This is a genomic window from Polaribacter sp. 2405UD43-2, from assembly GCF_058147125.1.
In genome coordinates this window covers 517,181-536,392 of record NZ_JBYVJX010000001.1, presented here as the reverse complement: position 1 = coordinate 536,392, position 19,212 = coordinate 517,181, and the positions used below count along the sequence as shown (strand labels likewise).

General features: G+C 29.5%; 18 protein-coding genes. 16 read left to right on the top strand and 2 right to left on the bottom strand.

Features of this window, described 5'->3' with window-relative positions:
• The 12 genes from ACY2RX_RS02675 to ACY2RX_RS02620 all read left to right on the top strand — a co-directional run bounded on the left by ACY2RX_RS02675 (position 1) and on the right by ACY2RX_RS02620 (position 13,570).
• Positions 1–1,170 (top strand): hypothetical protein, encoded by a 1,170-nt coding sequence (locus ACY2RX_RS02675; RefSeq protein ID WP_490102406.1) that lies wholly within the window; start codon positions 1–3, stop codon positions 1,168–1,170.
• A 71-nt stretch (positions 1,171–1,241) separates the two neighbouring features.
• Entirely contained in the window at positions 1,242–2,237 is a 996-nt protein-coding gene (locus tag ACY2RX_RS02670; protein ID WP_490102405.1) for an NAD(P)H-dependent amine dehydrogenase family protein, read from the top strand.
• Between the two features lie 37 nt (positions 2,238–2,274).
• Positions 2,275–3,825, top strand: coding sequence for an N-acyl-D-amino-acid deacylase family protein (locus ACY2RX_RS02665; protein WP_490102404.1), 1,551 nt, complete (start codon positions 2,275–2,277; stop codon positions 3,823–3,825).
• Positions 3,826–3,834: 9 nt separating this feature from the next.
• Positions 3,835–5,370, top strand: coding sequence for a glutamate racemase (locus tag ACY2RX_RS02660; RefSeq protein ID WP_490102403.1), 1,536 nt, complete (start codon positions 3,835–3,837; stop codon positions 5,368–5,370).
• A 4-nt stretch (positions 5,371–5,374) separates the two neighbouring features.
• Positions 5,375–6,625: a T9SS type A sorting domain-containing protein gene (locus ACY2RX_RS02655; protein WP_490102402.1), complete on the top strand. Its 1,251-nt coding sequence runs from the start codon at positions 5,375–5,377 to the stop codon at positions 6,623–6,625.
• Positions 6,626–6,713: 88 nt separating this feature from the next.
• Complete coding sequence (locus ACY2RX_RS02650; RefSeq protein WP_490102401.1) at positions 6,714–8,042, top strand: dicarboxylate/amino acid:cation symporter; 1,329 nt, start codon at positions 6,714–6,716, stop codon at positions 8,040–8,042.
• Between the two features lie 106 nt (positions 8,043–8,148).
• Entirely contained in the window at positions 8,149–9,183 is a 1,035-nt protein-coding gene (gene gshB, locus ACY2RX_RS02645) for a glutathione synthase (RefSeq protein WP_490102400.1), read from the top strand.
• A gap of 22 nt (positions 9,184–9,205) precedes the next feature.
• Positions 9,206–10,054: a sulfurtransferase gene (locus ACY2RX_RS02640; RefSeq protein WP_490102399.1), complete on the top strand. Its 849-nt coding sequence runs from the start codon at positions 9,206–9,208 to the stop codon at positions 10,052–10,054.
• A 1-nt stretch (position 10,055) separates the two neighbouring features.
• Positions 10,056–10,379: a hypothetical protein gene (locus tag ACY2RX_RS02635; RefSeq protein ID WP_490102398.1), complete on the top strand. Its 324-nt coding sequence runs from the start codon at positions 10,056–10,058 to the stop codon at positions 10,377–10,379.
• An 8-nt stretch (positions 10,380–10,387) separates the two neighbouring features.
• Complete coding sequence (locus ACY2RX_RS02630) at positions 10,388–11,545, top strand: S41 family peptidase (RefSeq protein ID WP_490102397.1); 1,158 nt, start codon at positions 10,388–10,390, stop codon at positions 11,543–11,545.
• Between the two features lies 1 nt (position 11,546).
• The gene (locus tag ACY2RX_RS02625; protein ID WP_490102396.1) at positions 11,547–12,377 is read left to right on the top strand and encodes an N-formylglutamate amidohydrolase; all 831 of its coding nucleotides are present in this window, start codon (positions 11,547–11,549) and stop codon (positions 12,375–12,377) included.
• Between the two features lie 32 nt (positions 12,378–12,409).
• Entirely contained in the window at positions 12,410–13,570 is a 1,161-nt protein-coding gene (locus ACY2RX_RS02620; protein ID WP_490102395.1) for a peptidase MATCAP family protein, read from the top strand.
• 42 nt (positions 13,571–13,612) lie between these two features.
• On the opposite strand, the gene ACY2RX_RS02615 is transcribed toward ACY2RX_RS02620, so the two are convergent.
• Entirely contained in the window at positions 13,613–14,269 is a 657-nt protein-coding gene (locus ACY2RX_RS02615) for an HAD family hydrolase (RefSeq protein ID WP_490102394.1), read from the bottom strand.
• A 1-nt stretch (position 14,270) separates the two neighbouring features.
• Positions 14,271–14,687: a thiol-disulfide oxidoreductase DCC family protein gene (locus ACY2RX_RS02610; protein WP_490102393.1), complete on the bottom strand. Its 417-nt coding sequence runs from the start codon at positions 14,685–14,687 to the stop codon at positions 14,271–14,273.
• A 177-nt stretch (positions 14,688–14,864) separates the two neighbouring features.
• Between ACY2RX_RS02610 and ACY2RX_RS02605 the strand changes: the two genes are divergently transcribed.
• From ACY2RX_RS02605 to ACY2RX_RS02590, 4 genes are read left to right on the top strand one after another with little or no spacing between them, the layout of a single operon-like run.
• Positions 14,865–15,557 carry an ABC transporter ATP-binding protein gene (locus ACY2RX_RS02605; protein WP_490102392.1) on the top strand — a complete coding sequence of 231 codons (693 nt, stop codon included), beginning with the start codon at positions 14,865–14,867 and terminating at the stop codon, positions 15,555–15,557.
• 47 nt (positions 15,558–15,604) lie between these two features.
• A complete protein-coding gene (locus tag ACY2RX_RS02600; RefSeq protein ID WP_490102391.1) occupies positions 15,605–16,792 on the top strand; it encodes an ABC transporter permease in 1,188 nt (395 codons plus the stop codon).
• A gap of 2 nt (positions 16,793–16,794) precedes the next feature.
• Positions 16,795–18,051: an ABC transporter permease gene (locus ACY2RX_RS02595; protein WP_490102390.1), complete on the top strand. Its 1,257-nt coding sequence runs from the start codon at positions 16,795–16,797 to the stop codon at positions 18,049–18,051.
• 17 nt (positions 18,052–18,068) lie between these two features.
• Positions 18,069–19,190, top strand: coding sequence for an efflux RND transporter periplasmic adaptor subunit (locus ACY2RX_RS02590; RefSeq protein ID WP_490102389.1), 1,122 nt, complete (start codon positions 18,069–18,071; stop codon positions 19,188–19,190).
• Positions 19,191–19,212 lie beyond the last annotated feature (22 nt).

Below are 19,212 nucleotides of genomic sequence, written 5' to 3'. Positions count from 1 at the left end.
ATGAAAAATACAATAAAGATAATTGCTTGTTTGTTAATCCTTTTTGGATGTTCCAATGATAATAATTTATTGGAAGACATTGCTGTTAGAGGAGGTTTTATACAATTTGAAAAAAAACCTAATTTAACTTTAAACATTATAAAATTAGATACAGATAAAGTATCTGAAAAAATTATTGACCCAAACAATAACGCCATTAGTTATTCATTAGATGTTTATCATAATGGTAAAGTTGCTAAGAATTTTAAAACAATAAACTCTTTTCCTGCAGACTTAGAAATAACAATGGAAGAAGTAACTAAAGCTTTAGGAATTCCATTATCAGATATTATATTAAGTACAAAGTTTACATTTGTAGCAACCATAGCTACACCAACAGGAACCTATTCAGGACTGTCACCAAAATATGATAGTAATAATATAAATCAAGGAGGAGACTCTACTGTACGTTTAAAAGCTGCAGGTTTAAGAGATGCCATTGAATTTGACATAGAATTTTTCTTGCCACCAGCAAAAAAAGTAAGAGGAACCTCTTTTGAAGAAGTAACAATTGGAGCTAATAATGTAGGTTTTAGACGTACAGGAGGTCTCAATGAAACAGCAGATTTAATAAACGGTGTAAATCCACCTTATGTAGATTATACAGCAACAGGTTCATCTGCTAATGATGAAATAGGTTTTAATACAGCGTTTTTTGCTGTTCCAAATATAAGTAGTAGTGGTCTTGGATTTAGAACAGAAAGAATAGGCGTATATAGCTTATTTGAAGATTATGCAGCATATCCAGATGGAGTAAAAGGCTTTCATATTGAAGACCCTGATGGAGGTATAAGAATAACATTTGATACAGTCGAAATTCCTTCAGACCAAGATCAATCAGGGGCTTCTTTTCAAGTTTATTTAGGAGATACAAGTTGGGAATCTAAAGATGGTATATATGCTTATGTAAATATTGTAAAAAAATCTGGAGCTACAGAAAAAATTGATATGGTAAATATTCGTGATAATGATGTAGAAGCGGTTGCTGGCAAATGGTTGACATACAATATTGGAGGTACTGGTTTTATTAAAGATGTAAAATCGTATCAATTGGTTATTGAAGCGCAAAGTGGTGCCACACCAGAATCTTTTGATATTGATAATATTTTAGTTTACGTTCCAGAAGACTAAACTTTGTTTTGTATTTTAAGAGGTTGTTTCATTATTTCATAAAACAACCTCTTCTTTTTAAAATTATTAAAATGATATCCATCTTACAAATAGGCTTTGGTCCTTTAGGGATTCAAATAGGGAAATATATTGCTCAAAAATCAACGGTTAAAACAGTAGTTGGTGTAGATATTAATCCGTCTTTAAAAGGAAAAAAAACGGCAGACTTAGATAAAGATTTATCTGATAAAGTTGTTATTCATACATCAGTAAAAGAAGCCATTAAAAGTTTAGAGGTTAAACCAGATGTAGCAATTATAACAACGGTTTCTAGTTTAGAAAAACTAATTCCACAAGTAGAAGAAGTAGCAAAGTTTGGTATTCCAGTAATATCTACTTGCGAAGAATTATCATATCCTTGGAAATTACAACCAAAATTAAGCAAACAACTTGATAAAATTTGTAAAAAAAATAATATTGTTTGTTTAGGCACAGGTGTAAATCCAGGTTTTTTAATGGATTATTTGCCATCGGTTTTTACCTCTATATCTAAAGAAATAGATACTATTTTTGTTGAAAGAATTCAAGACGCAACACCAAGACGTATTCCTTTTCAGCAAAAAATAGGAGCAGGTTTATCTTTAGAAGAATTTAAAAAGAAAGAAGCAACAGGCACTTTACGTCATGTTGGCTTACAAGAATCAGTTTATTTGTTAGCAAATTCTATAGGATTAGCATTAGATAAAGTAACAGAAAGTTTAGACCCTGTAATTGCAGAAGACAATGTGTCATCTGCAGCAATTCAAGTAAAAAAAGGGGATGCCAGAGGTGTAGAACAAATTGCACGTGGTTATAAAAATGGAGAATGCAAAATAGAAATGCATTTTAAAGCAGCCATTGGCGAGCCAAAATCGTATGATAAAGTGACCATAAAAGGTGTACCAAATTTCACATCAGAAATTGAAGGAGGAATTAACGGAGATATTGCTACTTGTGCCATTACAATTAATTGTATTAATAGTATTTTAAAAGCACCTGTAGGATTGCAAACAATGGCAACCATTGCTGTTCCTGGATTTATCAACTAAAAAAAACACCATTAACATAGTAAAGAATCTTTATAAAATGAAACCATTAAATTCGATATTCTTAATTATAATGATGGCACTTTTTTCTTGTTCAAAAGAAAAAATTGACGCAGATATTTTAATACAAAAGGGAACGGTTTATAACGGTGTAAACAAAACATCCACAAACAATTCTATAGCAATAAAAGGCGATAAAATTGTTTTTATAGGCGATGAAAATTCAGTATCAATCAATGCTAAAAAAACGATTGATGCAAAAGGATTCATTGTCTCTCCAGGTTTTATAGATCCACATACACACGCAGACAGAGATTTAAAAGACCCGAAAAATTCACATAATAAACCTTTTTTGTTTCAAGGAATTACAACGGTTGTAACAGGAAATGACGGCGATAGTTTTTATCCGACTTCAAAGTATATCGATTTGTATAATGAACACGGAATAGGAACAAATGTAGTACCTTTAGTTGGTCACGGAACCATTAGAGAGCAAGTAATGGGAAAAAGTGATAGAAAAGCAACTGTTGAGGAAATTACTAAAATGCAAAACCTAATTCAACAAGAAATGGATGCTGGTGCTTTTGGTATTTCTACTGGATTATTCTATTCTCCAGGAAGCTATTCTAATACTGAAGAAGTAATTGCTTTAGCAAAAACTGTTTCGAAAAATAATGGTATTTATGACACTCATTTACGTGACGAAAGCTCATATACTGTTGGTTTAATTCCTGCAATTGAAGAAGCCATAGAAATAGGAAGGCAAGCAAAATTACCAATTCATATTTCGCATATCAAATGTCTTGGAGTAGATGTTTGGCATCAAAGTAAAGACATTGTAAAAGCTATTGAAAAAGCACAAAAAGAAGGTGTGGATGTTACTGCAAATCAATATCCTTATGATGCTTCTGCTACAGGATTAAAATCTGCTGTTGCGCCACGTTGGGCAGAAAGCGGTGGAAAAGATTCCCTTTTTATACGTTATAACAACCCGAAACTTACTCAAAAAATTTTAGCAGACACAAAAAAGAATATTACACGTCGTGGCGGGTCAGATAAACTATTAATTGTAAAATCTGAAGAACCAAAGTTTGTGGGTAAAAACTTATTAGAAATTTCAGAAATGCTAGATGTTTCTCCAGAAGTTGCTGTTTATAAAGTTTTAAAAACGGGTTATGTTAGAGTGGCTTCATTTAATATGAATCCAAAAGATATTCATACATTTATTAAACAAGACTGGGTAGTTACAGGTTCTGACGGAAACACAGGTCATCCAAGAAAATACGGTTCTTTTCCAAGGAAATACAACAAATATGTGCAGCAAGAAAAAGTAATAGATATTGCTTCATTCATAAACGGAAGTACATCAAAAACTGCAGAAATTCTCAAAATTAAAAATAGAGGAAAATTGCAAGAAGGTTATTATGCAGACATTATTATTTTCAATCCAGATACATTTAAAGATGTGGCAGATTATTCTGATGCTTTTCAGTTATCTGAAGGATTAGAATACAGTATTATCAACGGTAAAATTTCTGTTGAAAAAGGAGAGTTTACTGAACAATTAAACGGAAAAGTTTTAAAAAAATAAACCATCATTATGAAAAAAATCAGTCTATACATTTTAGTATTTACGCTACTTTTTTTAGTGAGCTGTAAAGAAAATCAGAAGAAAAAAGAAGTTGTAGCGAATAATACAGCAGACATTGTTTCTACCATAATTAACGATTCTGATAGCTTTTATCATATAAATATGGCTAATTATCCTAATGCAGATAAAACGTTACCAATTGGTGTTTTCGATTCTGGTACAGGTGGATTAACCGTTTTAAAAGCAATTGTAAATTACGATCAAAACACTAACGCTTCGCACAAAAAAGGAAGCGATGGACAACTTGATTTTGACAAAGAATCTTTTATTTATTTAGGCGATCAAGCCAATATGCCGTATGGGAATTATTCCAAAGAAAACAAAGTAGATTTACTAAAAGAACACATCATTAAAGATGCGCAGTTTTTAATGAGTAATCAATATTATTCAGATGGAAATGATACATCAGTAAATACTGATAAAAAACCTGTAAAAGCCTTGGTAATAGCTTGTAACACAGCAACTGCGTATGGAAAAGAATATATTGAAGAGTTTCTAAAAAAAGCAAATTCTAACTTAAAAGTAATTGGTGTTATAGATGCTGGTGTTCGCGGTATTTTGGCTAGTTTAGATAAAGATGAAGACGCTATAATTGGCGTATTAGCAACTGCTGGAACGGTAGCTTCAAAAGGTTATCATAATACCATTTTAAAAATGAAAAAAGAAAATGGTTTTACTGGGAATATTGAAGTGTTTTCTCAAGGTGGAATTGGTATTGCTGAAGCGGTAGATGAAGACCCAAACTACTTCAATAAAAACTTAAAAAAACCTCGTAAAGATTATAAAGGACCAAGTTTAACGGGTGATGTAAAAATAGATAAAACCTTATTTGATGTCTATAATTTTGATTTTGAAAACAGTAAAATGTTATGTGATACCGAAAAATCGGACGATTGTTCTATCCTACAAATTAACGATGCCGAAAATTATGTGCGTTATCATTTAGTAACGTTGATGGAGCAAATTCGCTTGTCACAAACAACAAATAAATTAAAATCTATTATTTTAGGTTGTACACATTATCCGTATATGACTGATGAAATAGGTTTAATTTTAAAGGAATTATACAATTATAAAGCAAAAAACGGCAAGTATTTATATCGCAATTTTATGGTTGAAAACGTACAATTAATTGATCCTGCAGTAGATACTGCCAAAGAATTACACCAATATTTAAAAGCTGAAAATTTATTCAACCCAAACGGAAATATAAAAGATAGCGAATTTTACATCAGCGTTGCCAACAAAGAAAACAAAAACAATAAAATTGATACAGACGGTCGTTTTCCGTATGATTATAAATACGGTAGAAATGCGAATGAAATTCAAGAATATGTAAAAGTGGTGCCTTTTAGTCGCAAAAATATTTCGTATGATATCTTAACACGTTTTCAAAAGCAAATTCCGTATGTATATCAACTAATGCAAACGTTTAATAATAGAAATGAAAAAACAAAAACACTTTCCGAAGAAAATAAAATTTAAGATGATGAAAAAAAATAAAATAAATTTAGTGTTGATTTTTGTTCTATTTTTTTCAATAACACTTGTTTCTCAAACGGCAACAGGTAATATTGAAACTTATATTGATACTATTATTGATAATGTTCCTAGCAGTTCTGGAAATGATTATTCTGCGCCAAATGCTACTCAATTAAATACTTGGAATACCATTATTAATTTTTTATTAGCAGATGATTTAGCAAATGCAAGATCAAACGCAAATGGTCTTGGTTATCAAGTAACAGAATTTACAGATACCTCAATATCACCTAGTAAAATTTTTTATGTGTTAGAAAAGCAAAGTGCGTCTTCTAATTATTGGGGTACTTATGTTTTTAGTAAAACGCCCACTAGAAATAATTTAATTATTCAAGCTCCACATATAAGAAATGATACAAATACGGGTCAACAAGCAGTTTACTGTTTTAAAAACACGTTAGCAAAAGCCGTATTTATTAGTGGTACACATCGTTGTAATAGTTCTAATTATTCTTCTTGTTCTGGCACTACAAGTACTTGTAATGCAGGATCAGAATCTTATAGAATTTCTGATTTGGCGCATAATGTTACTACAATGTTTCAAAAAACTACAGAGAATCTATTAGCAAATATCTCTAACTCTGTTTTTATTCAACTGCACGGTTTTGGTAAAAAATCTACAGATCCTTATGTAATACTAAGTAATGGAACTCGTAAAACCCCAATAATAGATTATGCAACATTACTAAAAGATGCTCTTTTTAATGAAGATAGTTCATTAACTTTTCAATTAGCACATATTAACAAAAGTTGGTCGCGTCTTATTGGTTTTACAAATACTCAAGGAAGATTAATTAACAATTCTACTAATCATTGTAGCACTTCTGCAACATCAACAACAGGAAGATTTATACATGTAGAACAAGAAAGAACTAGGTTAAGAAGTAACGCTACAGGATGGGCAAAAATGAGTAATGCTTTAAAAAACGTTTTTCCAAGTACTTTAGATGTAGAAGATTTTAATTTAAATAATAAAATATTTGTTTCACCAAACCCAACATCAAAAAAGGTATTTATAACATCAAAAGAGATTAGAGAAGTAGAAGTTTTTAATTTATTCGGACAAAGAGTTTTAATCAAAAAGTTTAATAAAATTGATAATCCAAGTATAAATCTAATCAATCAGTCAAAAGGTGTCTATCTTTTTAAAATTAAAACAAGTAATGGTTTCGCTTTAAAAAAAGTGATTCGTTTATAATTTTTTTCAAATATATTTTAAAGCATAGATAAAAGTACTTTACTTTTTTTATCTTACCCCAAAATATTAATTAGCTTATTTAGACAATATGAAAAAACTAGCATTACATTGGAAAATTTTAATAGGAATGATTGTAGGAATTCTCTTCGGAATAGGGATGACTGCAGTTGATGGTGGAGCAGGTTTTGTTAGTAATTGGATTAATCCTTTTGGAAACATTTTTGTTAAACTTTTAAAATTAATTGCTGTACCATTAATTATTGCGTCTTTAATTAAAGGGATTTCTGATTTAAAAGATATTTCTAAATTCAAAAATATTGGAATAAGAACCATAAGCATCTATATTGGCACAACAGTAATTGCCATAACCATAGGTTTGTTGTTAGTTAATGTTGTGCAGCCAGGAGATGGAATATCAGAAGAAACCATAACAAAACTTACAGAAACTTATGCTAATAGTTCTGTTGTGCAATCTAAAATACAAGAAGCATCTAACCAAAAAAATAGTGGACCTTTACAGTTTTTAGTAGATATGGTTCCAGATAATGCTATGAAAGCTATGAGTAACAACAAAGCCATGCTGCAAGTAATTTTCTTTACTATTTTTTTAGGAATTGCTATGTTGTTAATTGGTGAAAAATCAGCAAAACCATTAAAAAACTTTTTCGATTCTTTAAATGAAGTTGTATTAAAAATGGTAGATTTAATTATGCTTTTTGCACCTTATGCCGTTTTTGCATTATTAGCTAATGTGGTGGTTTCCTCAAATGATCCAGACTTATTATTAGCACTTTTAAAATACGCATTTACAGTTGTAGGCGGGCTTTTGTTAATGGTTGTTTTCTATATGGTTTTGGTCAAGATGTTTACAAAAAAGAACCCATTATGGTTTTTAAAGCAATTAAGTCCAGCACAATTATTAGCTTTTTCTACGAGCTCAAGTGCTGCAACTTTACCCGTAACTATGGAAAGAGTAGAAGAACATATAGGTGTAGACAAAGAAGTATCTAGTTTTGTGTTACCAGTTGGAGCAACCATAAATATGGACGGAACCTCTCTTTACCAAGCAGTTGCTGCTGTTTTTATAGCACAAGCATTAGGTTTCGATTTAACTTTTGCAGATCAATTAACAATTATTTTAACAGCATTATTAGCTTCTATTGGTTCTGCTGCAGTTCCTGGTGCAGGTATGGTTATGTTGGTAATTGTGTTAGAGTCAGTAGGATTTCCTGCTGATAAATTAGCCATTGGTTTGGCATTAATTTTTGCGGTTGATAGACCTTTAGATATGTGTAGAACTGTAATTAATGTTACTGGTGATGCTACAGTTGCATCGCTTGTGGCTAAATCTGTTGGTAAATTACATGACAATCCTCAGCCAAAAGAATGGGATGATCATTATAATGAAGTAAAATAATATTCATTTTAAAAACATTAAAAAAAAGAGTACATTTATAAGCATCAATAGTTAACTAACTGTTGATGCTTTTTTATTGAATAAGTACTAACATAACTATAAAACTATGAATGTTTGTTTTTTAATGTATCCTTGGGAAAGTATAAAATCTCCAGAAAATGACACCTCTTTAGCATTAATACATGAATGTGCAAAACGTGGTCATGGAGTTGCTATTTGCACACCTTCTAATTTAACCATTAGAAATAGTGTAACCAATGCATTTTGTACCATTTTAAACAGATTAGATAAAATACCAAGTAATATTAAAACCTATTACAATAAAACTACCACAAGAGAAGAAATGCTTCCTTTGGCTGGTTTCGATGTTATTTTTATGCGTGCAGAACCACCTTTAGATCCATTAATGTTAAACTTTTTAGACTCTGTTAAAGATGATGTTTTTATCATTAATTCTGTTCAAGGAATGCGTGAAGCAAACAACAAATTATATACCGCAGTTTTTGAAGATCCTAACAATGAGATCATTCCGGTTACACACGTATCAAAAAATAAAGATTATTTAGTAAAAATGATTGAAGAATCTCCATCCGATAAAATGATTTTAAAGCCTTTAAATGGTTTTGGTGGTTCTGGCGTTATTTTGATAGAAAAATCGGCAATGGGTAATATCAATTCATTGTTAGATTTTTATATTTCTAAAAGTGATGGAGGCTCAGATTATGTAATTCTACAAGAATATATAGAAGGTGCAGATAAAGGTGATGTTAGGATTTTAATTTTAAACGGAATTCCTATTGGCGCAATGCGTAGAATTCCTGGAGATAAAGATCATCGTTCTAATGTTTCAGCAGGAGGTACAATAGCAAAACATAAACTAACTGCAGAAGAAAAAATACTTTGCAAAAGAATAGGACCTAAATTGGTAAAAGATGGTTTGTATTTTGTTGGAATTGATGTGATTGGCGGTAAATTAGTAGAAGTAAATGTAATGAGTCCTGGTGGCATTACTTATATGAATAAAGTGTATAAAACTAGAATTCAAGAAAAAGTAGTTAACTTTATGGAAAGTAAAGTGTTAGAAAAAGAAGCTGCTTTTAGAAGAAAATCTACTTTTAAAAAATTAGTAGATGAAGCTTAATTGAGAAACCTAAAATTTTAAAATGCCTTTAGAAATACTCTCGCCTTTAATTTCAGCAGATTGGTTGCACAATAATTTAGATGCTAAAAATCTAATTATTTTAGATTGTACAATTCCTAAAGTAACTACAAGGTGTTGCACATCAGAATCTGAGGAAAAAAAACAAATAAAAGAGGCTATTTTTTTTGATATAAAAAACCATTTTTCAGATGTAACAAAACCATTTCCGAATACAGTATTATCACCCAAAGAATTTGAGAAAAAAGCACAAGATTTAGGCATAAATAAAGATAGTATAATTGTTTGTTATGATGATTTAGGTGTCTATTCATCACCAAGAGTTTGGTGGAATTTTAAACTAATGGGTTTTAATAGTATTGCCGTTTTAGATGGTGGATTGCCAAATTGGAAAGCAAAAAAATATCCAACAGAAAAACCTCAGAATCATCAACGTAAAAAAGGAAATTTTAAGGTAGATTATCAACCTCAAAAAATAAAATTTACTAATCATGTGCTTGCTGCAATAAATAACAACAATATTTTAATTGTTGATGCACGATCTAAAGAAAGGTTTTATGGTAAAGCTCCTGAACCGAGAAAAGGAGTAAAAAGCGGTCATATTCCTAATGCTGTTAACCTACCTTTTGGTTCTGTTTTAAATAAAAACAAGTTTAAATCAGAAGAAGAATTAGTATCTATATTTAATAAAATAAATGCAAATAATAAGACGTTAATTTTTTCTTGCGGAACAGGAATTACTGCATCAGTATTAGCTTTAGCAGCAGAAATTGCTAAAGTAAAAAACTATGCAGTTTATGATGGTTCTTGGACAGAGTGGGGGTTAACAAATAATTTGCCAATAGAAAACTAGTATGAATAATTGGACTAAAAAAGAGTTTTTAGCATACATACTTTTGTATGCTGCGCATTGTAATTTTCTCGAAACCAAAGAAGAAGAAAATTATATTTTATCTAAAGTTGATAAAAATACATTTCATAAAATTCATACAGAAGTTGTGGTAGATTCTGATGAAGATAGCTTGAATAAAATTCAACAATATTTATCTGAAAATAAAATCAATCAACAAGAAAAAGAAGCTCTTTTAAGGGAAATTAAAAATGTTTTTTTTGCAGATGGATCTGTAGATGTTTTAGAAAAGAACGTATTTTTACTATTAAAAAAAATTATAAGTTAGTTAAAAAAATGATTAAAAAAAGCATATTAATTTTAGCAATCCTACTATTTACCTTTGCTTTTAAAAAGAGTAATGTATTAAAAAAAGAAGTTCATCCTCCAAAAACAGAACAGCAAAAAGTGTTTCAAGAATTTTGGGATATTTGTGATAAATACTATCCTTTAATGTATCGAAAAAAAATAAACTGGCAAGAAGTTTATGATATATACAGTATAAAAATCACCAAAAGCACCAATGATGAAGAACTTTTTGAGATTTTAGGAGAAATTATGAAAAAAGTTTTAAAAGATGGGCATTCATATATTGAGTTTGAAGATGATGATAGATTATATGAAGTGAATATGAATCCTCTCATAGAGGAAATGATAAAAAAGAATACAGCTTCCTATATCAATTTAATAGAAAAAGGGAATAAGTATTTAGATTATGGAACTATTAAAAATAATGATGCCATTGGTTATATAAATTCTAAAACTTTTGAGCCTAAAGACGATACTGAAAAAGAGTTTGAAAAATTTGAAAGTAGCGTTGATGAAGCTTTAGAAAACTTAAAAGATAAAAAAGCAATAATTATTGATGTAAGAAAAAATCTTGGAGGACAAGGATATTATGCCTATTATTTGGCTGGTAGATTTTTTAAAACGGAATCTTCAAAATTATTAAGAAGAAGATATAAAGTAAAAAAAGGAAGTAAAGAATCTTCTTTAAGTGCCTTTATAGATAATGAAGAAGAATATTTTGAAGGATACCCAGATAATAGAGCAGAAGAAGGCAATGTTGTAGAAGTTTTGGGTGAAGGATCTTTGATTCAAAAATCTGGAGATTTTCAATTTAATAGAAAAGTAGTTGTTCTTACCTCTAAATCTACCGCCAGTTCTGGAGAATTATTTACAGCTGCAATGAAAACTCAAAATCATATAAAAACAATAGGAAATAATACTTTTGGAATTTTTTCTGGAAGTGATGTTTTTACCCTAAAAAATGGAAATGGAAGATGGAAATTAAAAATTTCTATTGATGATGTAGAAGTTTTTTACAAAGGAAAATACCAATCTTTTGAAGGAGTAGGAATTTTACCTGATCAAAAATTAATTCCAACTAAAAAAGAGATTAATGCTAAGAAAGATATACATATAGAAGCAGCAATCAATTATTTTAATCTTTAAAATGCTAAAATTATCCATAGAAAAAATTATCGAAAAGATAAAAAACGAAGAAATTTTTGAAGCGGTAGCAAAAGATTATTCATTTACAATTAAAATTGATGCATATGTACATTACGTTTGCGGGGCTGTACATAATGGGCATCAATTTAGAAAAGAATTGTGGGCAGAATGTTTACACACAGAATATGAGCGCTGGTACGAGGAAGACCCAGAAACCAAAGAAATGGTTAAAAGTCATCCTATTGTAATTGCTGGTTGCGATTCTCGTTTCGAATACGATTTAAATAGACCTCCAAAAACTGCAATTTATGATGATGCTTGGGGTAAAAAACTTTGGAAAAATCCATTATCTAAAGAAATGCACGCAAAAAGCTTGCAAAAGCATACGAATTTTTACAAAGTTGTACACACATTAATTTCTAAACTAGAAGAAAAATTTGGGGTTTGTATTGTATATGATATGCATTCTTATAATTGGAAACGTTGGACAAGAGCAGTACCAACTTGGAACTTAGGAACTTCTAATATAGACTACAATCGTTTTATAAACGAAATAGAATCTTGGAGAACAATGTTGTCTAAAACGCCTTTTCCTAATGGTATAAAACCTACTTCAGAAATAAATAATACTTTTCAAGGAAATGGTTATTTCTTAAAATTTATTACTAAAAACTTTAACAATACGTTAGTTTTGGCAACAGAAATAGCAAAAGTGTATTGTAATGAATTGGCTCAGCTAATCTATCCTGAAGTTGTTTTTGCAGTAGAAAAACATTTAAAATCAGCAATAAAAAAACACGCAGAAGCTTTTTATACAAGTCATAAATTGTAAATTTGCAATTCTTTTTTTTAGATTATTGAATTATGAAGGATGCTGTTTCTGTAAAAAATAAAAAATTATTTGAGATTGATCATAAAATTGATGTTTTAGTCAAAAAGATTGAAATGCTCAACTATGTTAATCCTAATAATATAGAATCTGAAAAAGGAAAATTCTTTAATTCTAAATATTTAACAGACCCTAAATTTACTTATCCAAAAAGAGATTTTGATAAATTTTCTTTACACAAAGAATTTTTTGCTTTAAAAATTGATGAAATAGAAGATGAACGTTTGCGAGATTTTTATGAAGATATTATTTATTTTTATTCAGGATTAATTCAATGTATAGAAACAATAGGTAAGGGTAAACGTTTTTATTACAACAGCTTACGATCTTTTGGTACACCTACAGAACAAGATGTAGAAAATGCAAAATTTATTTTACATTTTGAGAGCGAAGATACAAATTCAGAAATTTTTAAGCCTAAGTATTCTGCCTCAGAATCGCATCATTTTTTTAGAGAATATTCAAAAAATTACAATTTTACATATACCATAAAAAACGCATCTGTAATGGGTGCCATTGCAATGGTTTCTAATAGTATTCAGGCGTTGGTTTTAAATGAAAATCATATATTTTCTGACAATGAAATTAATGTACTAACCAATCATGAAATTGGTGTGCATATGGTAACAACTATGAACGGAATGTTGCATCCTTTAAAAATTTTTTCGCACGGATTCCCTAATAATGAAGAAACCCAAGAAGGTTTAGCGGTTTTTAGTGAGTATATGTCCGGTAATTTAACTGTAAAACGCTTAAAAGAGTTAGCTTACAGGGTGTTAGCTGTAGATAGTTTAGCTAAAGGATATTCGTTTTCTAGAACTTTTAGAATGTTACATAATAGTTATGACTTAAATAAAGAAGATGCTTTTTATATTGCAGTTCGCGCACATAGAGGAGGAGGTTTTACCAAAGATTATTTGTATTTAACGGGCTTAAAAAAGATTTACGATTATCACCAAGAAAAAAAAGATTTAAGCTTATTGCTTACAGGTAAAGTTTCTTTAGAGTTTGTAGATCATATTCAATATATGATTCATCATAAATATGCCATAAATTCAAAACATATAACAGATTCTTACTCAGAAAATAAGAACACTAATAAAACTATCGATTTTATTTTAAGCAACTTAAAGTAGCATTTATTGTTAAATTAAGATGATTTATGATTGAGATTGGTACTAGAAAAAATTCTTTATTTCACTAAAATCATTAATAACAACATCAGCGTTTTCTAAAGTTTGGTCATCTGCCATAGGATTTCTGTAACCTACAACAAAAATATTTGCTGTATTAGCCGCTTTAACACCATTGTCTGAATCTTCTATTATGATACAATTTTCTTTAGGTGTATTTCCTAAAATAGCTGCTTTTTCAAATATTTCTGGATTTGGTTTAGACGCTATTAAATCTGCGCCACTAATTTTAGCTGTAAAATATTGATTTAAATTAAACCGATTAAAAACTCTATCAATATTTACCATTGCAGAAGAAGAAGCTAAAACTAAAGTTAATCCTTTATTATAACAGTGTTTTATTAAACTTTCTATGCCTTTTACTAAGTGTAAAGTTGGGTCGTTTTCAAAGAAATTTACATACCGTTTTCTTTTATTAATGACCAAATCTTCAGGAGCTATATCTAATTTAAAATGATTAACTAATTTTTGAAAAGCATTAATGGTAGAAGAACCTGTAAGGGTTTTGTATAAATCGTCAGAAACATCAACATTAATAGATTTAAAGGTTTCGTAATATGCTTTTTTATGAATTTCTTCAGAATCAATAATTACGCCATCCATATCAAAAATGACACATTTTATATTTTTGGGTAAGTTCATTTTACGCTAAAAATTTTGCTTTTAAATTTGGGGTTGGTATCATACAATTTTGTTTTTTGCCAAACCATTTGTAACGATTTTTTGCAATATAATCATAGAAATAGTTCCTAAGATTTTCAGGGAAAATAAAAAAGATTTGAGTAAAATGCCAAAGTCCACCAAATTGTTTCATTATTTTTAGTGCAGCAGTAGATTTTATATCATAAGAAATGTTTGGTTCAAATAATATTATTGAATCTACTTTAGAAACATCAATTTTTAAATGATTAATAATTTTTTGCCCAGTTTTAGATTGCAAAGCAGTAAATAAAAAGACGTTTTTTGTATCATATTTAATCACTTTTAGAACAGAATCATTACATAAATTACAAACCCCATCAAATAAAATAATTTTTTTGTTTTTTGGAAATTTACTCATTCTCATTGCTACAATTAACGCAAATACAAAGATACTTTAACTTTTTTTAAAAAATAGTGTAACATTATTTTATATTAAACGTCTTATGGTTGTATTTAAAGTTAAGCTTGCTTTTAACAAAAAATTAATAAGAGCAACCAAACGCTTTAGGTATTTTCGTTTAAAATTAACCAACTAATGATTAAAATAGAAAAACTACACAAGTCTTATCCTATTGGTAAAGACTCGCTTCACGTTTTAAAAGGAATAGACTTACATATTAAAGAAGGAGAATTTGTTTCTATTATGGGGTCTTCTGGTTCTGGTAAATCTACATTGTTAAATATAGTTGGTTTGTTAGATGTACATGATGAAGGTGATTATTATTTAAACGGAAAACTCATAAAAGATTTAAATGAGAAAAAAGCGGCAATTCTAAGAAATAAATTTTTAGGATTTGTTTTTCAGTCATTTAATTTAATCTCTTATAAAACAGCGCTAGAAAATGTTGCTTTACCTTTGTATTATAAAGGAGTGGCTAGAAAAGAGCGATTAAGAATAGCGCTAGATTACTTAGATAAAGTTGGTTTAAAAGATTGGGCAAGTCATTTACCAAACGAACTTTCTGGAGGACAAAAACAACGTGTTGCCATTGCAAGAGCTTTAGTTACAAAACCAAAAGTTGTTTTAGCAGACGAGCCAACAGGTGCTTTAGATTCTACAACCACAGATTCTGTGATGGATTTGTTAAAAGATATTAATGATGAAGGAATGACTGTTTTTGTAATTACCCATGAAGAAGAAGTAGCAGAACAAACAAAAAGAATTGTACGTCTTAAAGATGGTGTAATTATTAGTGATGAATTAACAAAAGCAGCAAAAGCAGTTTAATTATGTTTGATAGAGATCTTTGGTCAGAAATATTTCATAGCATAAAAATGAATAAGTTAAGAACTTTCTTAACTGGTTTTTCTGTGGCTTGGGGTATTTTTATTTTGGTATTATTATTAGCTTCTGTTAACGGAATGAAAAACGGATTTACGTCTCAATTTAATGATGATGCTACCAATTCTATTTTTATTTCTCCAGCAGTAACAACAAAACCTTATGCAGGTTTTGAAGCTGGTAGAAGAATAAAATTTACCAATAAAGATTTAAAATACATTCAAGGAAACTTTGCTGAAGAAGTAGAATATATTACACCACGTTTTAGAAAAGGTGTTACAGCCAAATATAAAAAAGAAACAGGAAGTTATTCTGTACGAGCTGTTTCTCCAGATCATCAATATATAGAAAAAACAATTATTAATGAGGGTAGATATATTAATGCCAACGATGTAGAAAAAAAATTAAAAGTTGCTGTAATTGGTAAAATGATTAAAGCAGATTTGTTTCCAAATGAAAATCCTGTTGGAAAAACTTTTATTATGAATAATTCTACCTATAAAATTATAGGTGTTTTTTCTGATAATGGCAATGAACGCGAAGAGCGTATTATTTATGTGCCTGTTACTACCTTACAACGTTTGTATAAAAATACAGATGAAATTAATCAAATTGTATTAACCTACAATCCAAAATTTTCTTACGCAGAAGCAATTAATTTTGGAAATGTTTTAGAAGTTGTTTTAAAAAGAAAACACAAAGTATCTCCAGACGATCAAGGAGCCATTTATGTAAATAATAATGCCGAAGGTTTTTCTGATGTTTCTAATTTTACTAAAATGCTTACTTTTATTAGTATTGGTGTAGGATTACTTATTCTATTAGCAGGCATTGTAGGTATTGGAAACATCTTGGTATTTATTATAAAAGAACGTACTAAAGAAATTGGTATTAGAAAAGCTTTAGGAGCAAAACCATCGCAAATTATTAATTTAGTTTTACTAGAAAGTATTTTTATTACGGCACTTTCTGGGGCTGTTGGAATGTTATTTGCAATGGGCTTAGTTAGTTTGGTAGCTAAAGTTTTACCAAAATCACCCGCATTTGCAGATCCTTCTGTAAACGTAACTACTGTAATTATAACAGGAGTAATTTTAGTTGTTGCAGGAGTTTTTGCAGGTTTAGTGCCAGCAATTAGAGCAGCAAATGTAAAACCTATTGTAGCCTTAAGAGCAGATTAATTATGAAAAGATTTTTTGATAGAGACTTATGGGCAGAAGTATATAGTACTTTAACTAAAAATATGTTACGCACAGCATTAACAACATTAGGGGTGTTGTTTGCAATGGTAATATTAATACTATTGTTAGGAGCTACTACTGGAATGAAAAATGGCTTTGATAAACTATTTACAGGAACAGCAACAAATAGTATGTTTGTTTGGGGACAAAGAACAGGAAAACCTTATAAAGGATTTGAACGTGGTAGAAGAATTCAATATACTTTTGATGATATAGAACTCATAGAAAGTCAAATTAAAGAAATAGATGTTCTTTCTCCTAGAATTCAATTAGGTAATTTTAGAGGGGTTTCTACCGTAACAAGAAATGGTCTTACAAGTGGTTCAACTGTTTTTGGTGATTTTCCATCTATAGACAAAATATCAAAAAAGAATTTAGAAGAAGGACGTTTTTTAAATCAAGATGATATAAATAATAGAAGAAAAGTTTGTGTGATTGGCGATGAAACCTATAAACTATTATTTAAAAAAGAAGAAAATCCAATAGGAGAATATATTAGAATTAATAGTATTTATTTTCAAGTAGTGGGTGTTTATAAAAAAACGAAAGGAGTTAATTTTGATGGTCAAAACTCGGTATTTATTCCGTTTACAACTTTTCAAAAAGCTTTTAATAGCGGCAATAAAGTGGGGTGGATGGCAATTAATATAAAACCTGAGTATGCTGTGGCTCCTGTATTAAATAAAATAAAAAAACTATTAAAAGAAAAGCACAATATACATCCAAAAGACACAAGAGCAATTGGCTCTTTTAATTTATCGGATGTTTTTAAAGGTATATCTGCATTTACAACTGTTTTACAAAGTTTTTCTTTTTTTATAGGAATCTTTACTTTGCTAGCGGGCGTAATTGCTATTAGTAATATTTTATTAATTACCGTAAAAGAACGTACTAAAGAAATCGGAATTAGACGTGCTTTAGGCGCAACACCAAAAATTATAAAAACTCAAATAATATTTGAAGCCATAGCATTAACAGTTTTTTCTGGGCTATTAGGTTTTGTTATATCAATAGGTATTTTACATATTTTAGATGTAAAGTTTAGTGGTTCAGATTTCCCTTTTGTAAACCCAACAGTTAGTTTTACACAATTAATAGGGTCTTTTATATTAATGCTAGCATTAAGTTTGTTAGTAGGATTAATCCCAGCAAAAAGAGCCACAAAAATAAAACCTATAGAAGCTTTAAGAGAAGAATAAATTAATCAAACATAAAAATGAAAAAAAATTTAATTTACATAGGATTAGCAATATTAGCAATTGCAGTTGTAATAGCTGTTATAAAAGTTAATAAATCAAATAGCAAGCCCGCTAAAAAATACAAAACTGAGCAGCTAAAAAAGATGAATATTGTTAATAAAGTAGTGGCAACAGGAAAAGTGATTCCGTTAGAAGAAGTAGAAATTAAGCCACAAATATCGGGTATTATAGATAAAGTGTATTTAGAAGAAGGAGCCATTGTAAAGACAGGAGATTTAATTGCTACTGTTAAAGTAGTACCTAATGAGCAATCTTTGCAAAGTGCAAAAGGTAGAATTAACTCTGTAAAAATTAGATTAAACAATACTAAAAATCAATATCTTAGAAATAAAACCTTGTTTGAAAAAGGTGTAATTGCTAGATCTGCTTATGAAGCTATAGAGTTATCTTACAATCAAGCTAAAAACGATTTACAAAATGCGCAAAACGATTATCAAATCATAAAAAAAGGTTCTTCTGGTTCTGGTGGTGCCAATACAAATATTAGAGCCACAGCTTCTGGTATGGTTGTAGAAATTCCTGTAAAAAAAGGATATCAAGTAATACAGGCAAACAACTTTAATGCGGGTACTACTATTGCAACAATTGCAGATATGAAAAAAATGATTTTCGAAGGAAAAGTTGATGAAGCTGAAGTAGGTAAACTTAAGTTGGGTATGAATTTAGATATTACTGTGGGCGCTATTGAAGATGAAAAATTTCCGGCAAAATTAAATTTTATTGCACCAAAAGGAGTAGAAGAAAGCGGCGCTATTCAATTTAAAGTAAAAGGAGATATAAAAATTGATAGCGTTAAGCAAATGGTACGTGCAGGTTATAGCGCAAATGCATCAATTATTATAGAAAAGAAAGATAGTATTTTTGCCATAAGAGAAGCTTTGTTACAATTTGATAAAGAAACAAAAAAACCTTATGTAGAAGTTTTAACCAACAAAGAAGAAGGCACTTACGAAAAGAAAGATGTTAAACTAGGTGTTTCTGATGGAATAAATGTTGAAATAGTTTCTGGAGTTGGTAAAGATGATAAAATTAAAGTCTGGAATAAAGAGAATAAAAAAGCATCTAAAGATGATGAGTAAAAAAAAAAGGAACTCAAATTTG